This window comes from Saccharopolyspora sp., from assembly GCF_017434145.1.
GTDB classification, from domain to species: domain Bacteria; phylum Actinomycetota; class Actinomycetes; order Mycobacteriales; family Pseudonocardiaceae; genus Saccharopolyspora_C; species Saccharopolyspora_C galaxeae.
This window is the reverse complement of sequence record NZ_JAFRFW010000577.1, coordinates 1-9,831: the sequence shown is the minus strand read 5'-3', so window position 1 is coordinate 9,831 and position 9,831 is coordinate 1. Positions and strand designations below refer to the sequence as shown.

General features: G+C 71.9%; 9 protein-coding genes. 4 read left to right on the top strand and 5 right to left on the bottom strand.

Features of this window, described 5'->3' with window-relative positions; all coding sequences use genetic code 11:
• The 5 genes from IJH84_RS16020 to glgP form a co-directional block, all read right to left on the bottom strand.
• Window positions 1-381: hypothetical protein (locus IJH84_RS16020; RefSeq protein ID WP_295145842.1), on the bottom strand; the 381-nt coding region annotated here is incomplete at its 3' end.
• Window positions 382-554: 173 nt separating this feature from the next.
• A complete protein-coding gene (locus IJH84_RS16015) occupies window positions 555-1,196 on the bottom strand; it encodes a DapH/DapD/GlmU-related protein (RefSeq protein WP_295145840.1) in 642 nt (213 codons plus the stop codon).
• Window positions 1,139-1,993 (bottom strand): tyrosine-protein phosphatase, encoded by an 855-nt coding sequence (locus tag IJH84_RS16010; RefSeq protein ID WP_295145838.1) that lies wholly within the window; start codon window positions 1,991-1,993, stop codon window positions 1,139-1,141. Before IJH84_RS16010 ends, IJH84_RS16015 begins: the two co-directional genes overlap by 58 nt.
• A 106-nt stretch (window positions 1,994-2,099) precedes the next feature.
• Window positions 2,100-3,569 (bottom strand): neutral zinc metallopeptidase, encoded by a 1,470-nt coding sequence (locus tag IJH84_RS16005; RefSeq protein WP_295145836.1) that lies wholly within the window; start codon window positions 3,567-3,569, stop codon window positions 2,100-2,102.
• Window positions 3,570-3,865: 296 nt separating this feature from the next.
• Window positions 3,866-6,409, bottom strand: coding sequence for an alpha-glucan family phosphorylase (gene glgP / locus IJH84_RS16000; protein ID WP_295145833.1), 2,544 nt, complete (start codon window positions 6,407-6,409; stop codon window positions 3,866-3,868).
• Between the two features lie 85 nt (window positions 6,410-6,494).
• Between glgP and IJH84_RS15995 the strand changes: the two genes are divergently transcribed.
• The 4 genes from IJH84_RS15995 (at window position 6,495) to IJH84_RS15980 (ending at window position 9,801) form a co-directional block, all read left to right on the top strand.
• Window positions 6,495-7,763 (top strand): peptidase, encoded by a 1,269-nt coding sequence (locus tag IJH84_RS15995; protein ID WP_200070278.1) that lies wholly within the window; start codon window positions 6,495-6,497, stop codon window positions 7,761-7,763.
• A 548-nt stretch (window positions 7,764-8,311) separates the two neighbouring features.
• Entirely contained in the window at window positions 8,312-8,902 is a 591-nt protein-coding gene (locus IJH84_RS15990) for a cysteine dioxygenase family protein (RefSeq protein ID WP_295145831.1), read from the top strand.
• Window positions 8,899-9,333 (top strand): rhodanese-like domain-containing protein, encoded by a 435-nt coding sequence (locus IJH84_RS15985; protein WP_200070280.1) that lies wholly within the window; start codon window positions 8,899-8,901, stop codon window positions 9,331-9,333. Before IJH84_RS15990 ends, IJH84_RS15985 begins: the two co-directional genes overlap by 4 nt.
• A 144-nt stretch (window positions 9,334-9,477) precedes the next feature.
• Entirely contained in the window at window positions 9,478-9,801 is a 324-nt protein-coding gene (locus IJH84_RS15980; RefSeq protein WP_295145829.1) for an STAS domain-containing protein, read from the top strand.
• Window positions 9,802-9,831 lie beyond the last annotated feature (30 nt).

The following is a 9,831-nucleotide window of genomic DNA, read 5'->3' as shown; positions in this document are numbered from 1 at the left end:
GCCGATCACGCCCTGCACGCCGCGGCCCAGCTCCAGGCACATCTTGGGGATCTGGGTGGTCTTGCCGGAGCCGGTCTCACCGGCCACGATCACCACCTGGTTGTCCCGGATCGCTTCGAGCAGGTCGTCGCGGCGGGCGCTGACCGGCAGCTGCTCGGGGTAGCTGATCCGCGGCATCGCCGCGCGGCGCTGCTCGACGCGGAGTTCGGCGGCGGCGACGTCGCTGGCGATCTCGTCCGCCACCGAGTCCAGCGCCTGCGCGTCGCGGATCTTGCGCGCGCCCTCGATGCGGCGGCGCAGCCGCTGCTGATCGCCGAACATCAGCCCGGGCAGGCGTTCGCGCAGATCGGCCAGCGGGGAGCTCACAGGTGACTTGCCCATACTTCGTTCCAGGATAGAGAACCGGACCGGGGCGGCGCCTCCGAATAAGGGCTCACTTTGGTCTTGGGTCCTTGTCTTGTCAGCGGCGTAGCCGCTGAGCAGTGGTCATGCAAGCAACCGGCACCGCCGCGCGAATCCGTCTCATGAATCCCCGAACCGGTGTGCCGCAGCGCTCATTCCGCATCGGCCCGGTGGCGCACGACACGCGCGGGAACGCCCGCGGCGATGGAGTTCTCCGGCACGTCGCCGCGCACCACGGCGTTCGCGCCCAGCACCGAACCGCGGCCGACGCGGGTGCCGCGCAGCACGGTGACCTTCGCGCCGAGCCAGCAGTCCGGGCCGATGCGCACCGGTGTCTTCACGATGCCCTGGTCCTTGATCGGGCGGGCGAGGTCGCCGGTGCCGGGGTCGAAGTCGCACAGGTAGATCCAGTCCGCGACCAGCGTGGACGCGCCGATCTCCACGTCCAGCCAGCAGTTGACGGTGTCGTGCCTGCCGAAGACCACCTTGTCGCCGATGCGCAGCGAACCCTCGTGGCAGCGCACCGCGGTGCCGTCGCCGAAGTGCGCCCAGCGGCCGATCTCCATCCGGGCCAGGCCCGCCCGGCAGCTCAGCTCCACGTCGCGGCCGAGGAAGACCATGCCGCGCAGCACGATGTGCGGCTGCCGCACGCGCAGCTTCAGCAGCCGCCAGTACCGGACCAGGTACCAGGGCGTGAGGGCGCGGTTGCGCAGCACCCAGCGCAGCGACGCCGCGGTCAGGAAGCGAGTCTGCCGCGGGTCGCGTCGCAGCCACGCGCGCAACCACAGCCACATGCGTGGAAGCCTACGGACCGGCGCGCGGAACGCCTGCGCGCCTGCATCGGCCCGCCCCTGCTGCGCCGCGAACCGGCTCGGTCGTCCAGCAGCCGGGCGCGCAGCGCCTGCAAGTCCAGTTCGGAAAGCCCGGCCGCGCTGAGCAAGGCCGGGAAATCCACCGTCTCGGTGATCGAGGTGAGCACCTCCTCGGCGGTGCGCCCGTGCTCGGCGAGCAGCCGGGCGATCTTCGGCGCGTCGTCGTCCCGGCCCTCGGCCGCGGCCAGCAGCCGCAGCGGCTCGTGGCTCAGCGCGTGATCGGCGGCGATCTCCTCCGCGGGGACGCCGACCAGCGCGAGCATCACCAGCACGATCAGGCCGGTGCGGTCCCGGCCGCCGCCGCAGTGCACCAGGACACCGCCCGGTTCGGCGCGGGCCACGGCACGCACCACCTCGGCAACGCGCTCCGGGTAGCGCTCCAGGAATTCCGCGTAGTACAGCGGTGTGCACGACAGCGGGCCACCCCAGCGCTTCCAGAACTCGGTGTCGGAACTGTCGTCCAGCGGTAACCGCACGGTGCTGAGTCCGGGCGGCCGCGGCGCGCGGTCCGGGCCGTCCTCGCCGGGGTCGGTGAGGTCGATGACGGTGCGCACGCCGTGCCCCCACAGCGCCGACCAGCCCTTCGGGCGCAACCACGCGACGTTGCCGGAGCGGGCCAGCGCTGCCCGCCGCACGCTCCGCCCCCGACGGGCGGGCAGCCCGCCCAGGTCCCGGCCGTTGACCAGGCCGTCCCAGTTCAGCTCTCGAACACCAGCCATGACCGGTAGACGCGCGGCGATGGAAGTGGTTGCGCCGCAAGGGTTTTTTCCACCGGGTGCGGCCGTCTCACCGAGCGGGCGCAGGGCCATCCGGCGCAATCACGGCTCACGGATATCTGGTGCTGCATGGCGCGAAGCCTTGCTGGAATCCGGTGCGGAAGGCTTCCACGCGGGCGAATCCGGCCGGTACCTGCTCGCCGTTGATGCCGGCCGCGATGAGGCTGTCGCCGCCGAGCAGCGCGGCGACGCCCTCGTCGACGTCACCGGGCGCGATGCGCAGCTTGCCGACCGGGTTGCGCTGCCCGATCGGGTCCTCGACCAGCAGCCCGCTCCACGACCCGACCATGCACGCCGTGCGCAGTCCCGCGTTGCCGCCTTCCAGCGGCAGACCGGCCGCTCGCTGCACCGACAGCGCATAGCGGGACGCGAACTGCGCGTAGGCGGCGAAGTCGCCGTAACCGGAGTTCGGGTCGTCCTTGGCGGGCGGGTTGGCGATCTTCTGCAGCCCGTCCATCGACAGCGAGACGGTGTTCGTGGCCGGGCAGTAGGAAACCGGCCGGGTGCCGCGCATTCCGGGGCAGCTGCGCGGTTCGCCGACGATCTGCGGCGGCTGCGCGCCGGTGTCCCGGAACACCTCGCGCAGGCTGTCGCGCACCTGCGTCAGGTTCCGCTGGTCGACCGGCAGGTCCTGCTCCTGGTCGTCCTGCCAGAACCGGAACTGGGTGGTGCGCTGCTTGACCTCCGCGGCGTCCAGCTCCGCGCAGCGCTGCGGGCCGCCGCTGAAGCCGTCCTGGAAGGCGGTGACCCGGTCGAACGCGCTGCCGTGCGCACCGGTGCCGGTGAAATCGCCGTCCGCAGGGGTGTCGCGGATGTAGTTGAGCACGCCCATGACCTCGTTCAGGCCGTCGCCGGTGGAGACCTGGAAGTGCTCGGCGCCGCCTTCGGCGACGTGCCGGAAGAACGTGCCGGTGAAGCAGTCCGCCTGCTGCTCCAGCACGATCGCCGGAGCGTCCGGCGGCGCGGTGCCTGCGCGGGCCTGCACGGCGTGGCCCATTTCGTGCGCGAGCACGGTCACCACCGCCATCGGGCCGAAACTGGCGCGCAGCTGCGGGAGCAGTTGCGCGCGGTCCCACGCGACGGTGTCCTCCTGCGCGCAGTAGAAGGCGTTCTCGGCGCCCTGCGTGCTCTTGCCGCACAGATTCCCGCCGGGCGCACCGGAATCGTAGGAGACCAGCTTCTTGACCGGCTCGAATTCCTTGCCGTCGAAGGATTCCGGGAACCGCTGCCGCCAGTAGGACTGCACATCGGCGACCGCGTCGCGGGCCAGCCGATCCATCTCACCGTTGTCGGTGCCTTCCACCGGGAGCGTGGAGGGTTGCGCACCGCTTTTCGGGCCACTGGGCCCGTTGCTCGCGGGTAAGCCCGCGACGTCGTCGGTGGCGGCCCGGCCCGCCGTGGTGGGCGTACCGCTGATCACCCGGGAGCAGCCGCCGAGCAAGGCGACGCACGAGATCAGCGCGAGCACCACGCCGACGATCCGCCTGCTGCGCCCGGTGCCTGCCGAACCCGCTGCCACTTCAGGTGCCCCATCCTGTTCGCAGGTCCGATTTGGTCGCGGAATCCGCCCCCGCTCACTTCCGCCGCGCCGCAGCCTATCGGGCGCCGCCACGACTCCGACGACGCTCACGCCTTGGCACCTTTCCCCGCACACGGACCAATTCCGCAACCGCCGATCAGGCGAGGCACTCCGGGTGAACGGACCGTTCGTCCAATCCAGTCGGCCGGACAGTCCGTTCACTCCAGGAGGAGCAGCGCTGATCGGGTGGCGCGCGGGCGTGTCGGGCGAGGTCGCGGCCGGGCGACGGCGCGGGCTCAGGCCAGCACGATCCTGCCGAGTTCGGCGGGGCCGGACAGCAGCGGATGCTTCGGCAGCACGCGCACCGTGTACCCGGCGGGACCGGCGTGCGGCAACGTCACCGTGGCCTCGTAGTGCTCGCCGTCGCCGTGCTGCATCGAATGCGCCATGAAGTCGTGCAACTCGTCGTCGTCGTCCACCCGCCCGACCACGACCTCGACGTCCACATCGGACGGTTGCAGCCCGGCCAGGTGCACCTCGGCCCGCACCGTCACCCGCCCGCCGAGCAGCGGCGTGCGCCCGTCCTCGACGCTCATCGAGGTGTTCCGGATCTGCACCCGGGTCCACGCCGCGGCCAGCCGCGCGCGGTATCCGGCCACCTCCCGCGCACCCCGGTATTCCTGCGCGCAAACGGATTGCACCGACCGCGCGGCAGGGCCGTAGTGCCGGTCGACGTACTCCCGCACCATCCGCGACGCCTGCACCTGCGGTCCGAGGTTGGCCAGCGTGTGCCGCACCATCGACATCCACTTGCCCGGCACGCCGTCGGCGGTGCGCTCGTAGAACGCGGGCGCGACGCTGGTGTTGATGAGTTCGTAGAGCGCGGCGGCCTCCAGGTCGTCGCGGCGGTTCGGGTCGGTGACCCCGTCGGCGTTCGGGATGGCCCACCCGTTCTCGCCGTCGAACATCTCGTCCCACCAGCCGTCGCGGACCGACAGGTTCAGCGCGCCGTTGAGCGCGGCCTTCATCCCGGACGTCCCGCACGCCTCCAGCGGCCGCACCGGAGTGTTCAGCCACACGTCGCAGCCCGAGACCAGGTAGCGCGCCAGCGACATGTCGTAGTCCGGCAGGAAGGCGATGCGGTGGCGCACCTGCGGATCGTCGGCGAACTTCGCGATCTGCTGGATCATCGCCTTGCCGCCCTCGTCGGCCGGGTGCGATTTGCCCGCGACCACGACCTGCACCGGGCGGTCCGGGTCCAGCAGCAGCCGCTTGAGCCGATCGGTGTCGCGCAGCAGCAGCGTCAGCCGCTTGTAGGTCGGCACTCGGCGGGCGAAGCCGATGGTGAGCACGTCCGGGTCGAAAACCGAGTCGCACCAACCCAATTCGAGGTCCGAGGCACCGCGCTGCAACCAGGCGTGCCGCAGCCGCCTGCGCACCTCGTCGACCAGCCGGGCGCGCAGCGAGCTGCGCAGCTCCCACAGCAGCGGATCGCTCACCGGTTCCATGCCGCGCAATCCCGCACCGCTGTCCATTTCGGACTCACCGATGAGCTTGCCGAGTTCGCGCGCCGACCAGGTCGGCCCGTGCACGCCGTTGGTGACCGAGCCGATCGGCACCTCCTCGACGCCGAAACCGGGCCACAGCCCGCGGAACATCTTGCGGCTCACGCCGCCGTGCAACCGCGAGACACCGTTTGCGCGCTGGGCCAGCCGCAACCCCATGTGCGCCATGTTGAACATGCCCGGGTTGTCCTCGGCGCCCAGCGCGAGCACGCGATCCGTCGGCACACCGGGCAGCAGCGCTTGCGAAGAACCGTCGCCGAAGTAGTGCCGCACCAGGTCCACCGGGAAGCGGTCGATGCCCGCCGGTACCGGCGTGTGCATGGTGAACACGGTGCCCGCGCGCACCGCCGCGACCGCCTCGTCGAAGTCCAGCTCGCCGGTCAGCTCGCGAACCCGCTCCAGCCCGAGGAAACCGGCGTGGCCCTCGTTGGTGTGGAACACCTCCGGCTGGGCGTGCCCGGTGAGCTCGCAGTACGCGCGCACCGCCCGCACACCGCCCACGCCGGCCAGGATCTCCTGCCGGATGCGGTGGTCCGAGTCGCCGCCGTAGAGCCGGTCGGTGGTGCCGCGCAGATCGTCGTCGTTGTCCGGAAGGTCGGTGTCCAGCAGCAGCAGCGGAACCCTGCCGACCTGCGCCTTCCAGATCCGCGCCCGCAGCAGCCGCCCTCCCGGCATCGCCACCTGCACGGTGATCGGCGCGCCGGACGGTTCGGTCAGCGTCTCCAGCGGCAGCGCGCGCGGGTCCTGCACCGGGTAGTGCTCCAGCTGCCAGCCCTGCTCGGACAGCGCCTGGCGGAAGTAGCCGGAGCGGTACAGCAGCCCCACGCCGATCAGCGGAACGCCCAGGTCGGAGCCGGATTTCAGGTGGTCCCCCGCGAGCACGCCGAGGCCGCCGGAGTAGTTCGGCAGCGCCTCGCTGACCCCGAACTCCATCGAGAAGTACGCCACCGCCGAAGGCAGCACCGCCCCCTCGGACTGCCGCTGCTGGTACCAGCGCGGAACCGTGAGGTAGTGCCGCAGGTCGTCGTCCACGGCGCGGGTGCGGGCCAGGAAGTCCTCGTCCTGGGCGAGCTCGCGCAGCCGCTGCGCCGGAACCTCCTCCAGCAGCCGCAGCGGGTCACCGCCCACCCGCGACCAGACCTCCGGGTCCACCGCAGCGAACAGGTCCTGGGTGGGCGGGTGCCAGGTCCAGCGCAGGTTCGTCGCCAGGGTGCCCAGCGCCGCCAGCGGTTCCGGCAGGTGCGCTCGAACGGTGAATCGGTGGACGGCTCTCACGGCGGGCGAGGATATCGCCCGCCGTTCGACAGCGTGTTCCGAAGCCGCAACGAGATGATCAACTCGATGATGCGAAGCTGAGGCGGTGCGCGCACCACGGTTGCTGGTCCTTGCCGTCGCCCTGCTGGCGCTCGTGCTCGCAGGGTGCGCACCCGCGCGCGCACCGCGACCGGACGCGGGCCCGCCGCGGGTGGATCCCGCGTTCGTGCACGGCACCGACGGCGGATCGATCGACCGGCTCGCCGCGAGCGTGGTCACCGACGTGCAGGCGTACTGGTCGGCGACCTTCCCCGAGCTGTTCGGCAAGCCCTGGCACGACCTCGACGGCGGCTTCTACTCGGCCGACACCTCGGCCGCGGACAGCCGCCCGCCGCCGTGCTCCGGCACGGTGCAGAGCTTGGAGGGCAACGCGTACTACTGCGGTTCGGTCGACGCCATCGCTTGGGACCGCGGCGCGCTGCTGCCGGTGCTGCGGGAGCACTACGGGGACGCGGCGGTCGCGGTCGTGCTCGCGCACGAGCTCGGGCACGCGGTGCAGCAGCGCGCGGGCATGGACGTCGGCAGCAGCCGTGATCCGATGCGCACCGAAGCCGGAGCCGACTGCTACGCGGGGGCGTTCATGCGCTCGGCCGCCGATGGGCACGCGCCGCATCTGCGATTCACCGATCAGCAGCGGGACCAGGCGTTGCACGCGCTGATCGTGTTCCGGGATCCGGTCGGTGCCGGTTCAGGGGATGCGCACGGCAGCTCGTTCGACCGGATCACCGCTTTCCAGGACGGCTACCAGCGCGGTCCCGGCCAGTGCGGGCAGGTTCCCGCGGACAGCGACCGGCTGACCAACGGACGTGCCGACGACGGCAACCAGCGGTTCGACGATGTTCTCGCCCGGCGCCCCGGCGCGGAGTTCTTCGACGAGCTGGTCGCGGAGCCGGGCCCGGCCGCCCCGCCGATCCGGCCCGCCGAGGGTTCGGGCTGCGCTGCCGCGCCGGTGAGCTACTGCGCGGGCGGGCCTGCTGTCGTGTTCGACCGCGCCGGACTCAGCGCGCTGCACGACGACATCGGGGATCAGGCGACCGCGACGCTGCTGGCTTCGCGGCAGGCGATCGCCGCGCTGGGCGCGCTCGGCCGGCCCACCACCGGGCCCGATGCCGGGCGCGCGGCCAGTTGCCTCACCGGCGCGTACACCGCTCGGACACCGGACCTGTCGGCGGGTGACCTCGACGAAGCCGTGGAGACGTTGCTGGTCTCCGACGCCGTGTCCCGCGACGCGCAGGGCGGCCAGGCGCTCACCGGCGCGGACCGGGTCGACGCCTTCCGCACCGGCCTCACCGGCGGCCCCTCCGCCTGCCGCTGATCCGCCTGACCGCTGATCCGCTTGCCGCTCACTCGCCTGCCGCTGACCTGCTCACCGGTTTGCGAGCAGCTTTTCCGAGCGAACGGCCTGTTCGCCCAACCTATTCGGACCAACGGTCCGTTCGCTCGAAGTCGATCGCGCGCACGCGGACCGCGCCGACACGCCGACGCGCCACCCTGACCGGGCAGCTCGAACCGGGTGAACGATCTGCTCGCCCGACAAGATCGGACTCGGGGTGACCAGATGGCGGGACCGGCAACGGCGGATGTTGGTCCCGCCGAGGGCGTCGTGCCAGGATCGCGGCCGTGCCGGATTCGTTCCTGACCCGCGACCGCGTGGTCGACCTGTTCCTGGTCGTCACGTCGGCCTGTCACTGACGCGCCAGTCCCCGCGACCTACCGGGTCGACGGCGCGGCACCGCGAACCTTCCGCCACGAGCCCGCCCGCGCACGCTCGCCGCCCAGCTCCACGAGCACCGGACCGAAGCAGCCGGGCGCGCCCGCGCACGTCGATCCGTTCCGAGCACCTGCGAACGAACGGAACGAAGCATGTCCGCACCAACGCACATCTCCCAGTACACCCCGACCGAAGAGATCCCCGAACTCGGCGCGTACGAACTGCACCCGGGCATCGACTCGCCGCTGCTGCGCGACTCGATCCGGCCGGACCACGACCTGTGGACGCCGCGCGAGCTGCGCGACCTCACCCACCTGGTGATCACCGAACTGACCGGCTCGCTGCTGGACATCGTCCGGATCGACGAGCGGGAGCGCTGGTGGGCGCGGCTCGGCCTGACCGCGGGCGTCGAGCTGTGGCTGCTGTCCTGGGCTCCCGGGCAGGGCACCGAACCGCACGACCACGGCGGCGCGTCCGGCTCGTTCGCGGTGCTGTTCGGCGAGGTCCGGGAGGACTACCGCTACCCGGCCGGACCGGTGCGCACCAGGAGCCACGAGCTGGGCGACTCCATCGGCTTCGGCGCGGGCCGGGCTCACCAGGTGCGCAACACCAGCACGGTGAACTCGGCGAGCGTGCACGCCTACTCGCCGCCGCTGCTGCCGGTGCGGCACTACACCGACCTGGCCGATGTGCCCGACGAGACCCCGGCGCCCGCCGGGCCGATCCGGAGGGAGCTCGGATGAGCGAGGTACCCGTGCAACGCACCCCGGACCCCGGTCCGTACGGCATCGACCACCTGCTGACCGACGCGCGCAGCGAACTGGACCGCGTCGGCCCGCAGCAGGCCGCCGAGCTGCAACGGCGCGGCGCGCTGCTGATCGACATCCGTCCGCAGTCGAACCGGCTGGCCGAAGGCGAGATCCCGGGTGCGCTGACCGTCGAACGGATCGTGCTGGAGTGGCGGCTGGACCCCTCCAGCCCGCACCGGCTCGACGGGCTGCGCACCGACCAGCCGGTGGTCCTGGTGTGCAACGAGGGCTACGCCTCCAGCCTCGCCGCGGCGCAGGCCCGCGAGCTCGGGCTGGGCCGGGCCACCGACCTGGTCGGCGGTTTCCGCGCCTGGGCGGGCGCCGGGCTGCCCGTCGTCGAAGGCGGTAGCGCGCCGGTGGGCTGACGTACGACCGCTAGATCGCAGGGCGCTCTCCGGGACGGGGAGCGCCCTGCTCGTTTTCCGGGCAGATATGGGGGTTCGTCCGGAGGGAGCGATCCGCCGGTCCCGCGATGATCAGGTCTACGCACATCCATCAGGAGGAACCGCATGACCGCTTCGCCCCGCAAATCCCCCGTGACGATGTTCGCGGACCAGCGCACCGTCGTCACCGTCACCGGGAGCCTCGACGCCACGACCGCACCTGACCTGGAACGCCTCGTCGCCGACAACCGCGCGCCGAACCAGGTGGTGGTGCTGGAGCTGTCGGGCATCGAGCAGCTCACCGCGGACGGAGTCGCCGCGCTCGTCCGGATCCGCGAACGGCTCGAAGCACCGTTGGACGAACCTCGGCTGGTGCTCAACGAGATCGGCAGGGCCGCGCTGGCCGAGGCAGGCGAGGCCGATCGGTTCACGCACGTCCAACACATGTAGCCGCCGCTGAGCCCGGCCGGTGACCGGCTC

What these genes read in the sequence shown, in the direction of transcription:
- IJH84_RS16015 (WP_295145840.1), bottom strand. Translation starts at nt 1,196, where the DNA reads ATGTGGCTGTGGTTGCGCGCGTGGCTGCGACGCGACCCGCGGCAGACT.
- IJH84_RS16010 (WP_295145838.1), bottom strand. Translation starts at nt 1,993, where the DNA reads ATGGCTGGTGTTCGAGAGCTGAACTGGGACGGCCTGGTCAACGGCCGG.
- IJH84_RS15990 (WP_295145831.1), top strand. Translation starts at nt 8,312, where the DNA reads ATGTCCGCACCAACGCACATCTCCCAGTACACCCCGACCGAAGAGATC.
- IJH84_RS15985 (WP_200070280.1), top strand. Translation starts at nt 8,899, where the DNA reads ATGAGCGAGGTACCCGTGCAACGCACCCCGGACCCCGGTCCGTACGGC.
- IJH84_RS15980 (WP_295145829.1), top strand. Translation starts at nt 9,478, where the DNA reads ATGACCGCTTCGCCCCGCAAATCCCCCGTGACGATGTTCGCGGACCAG.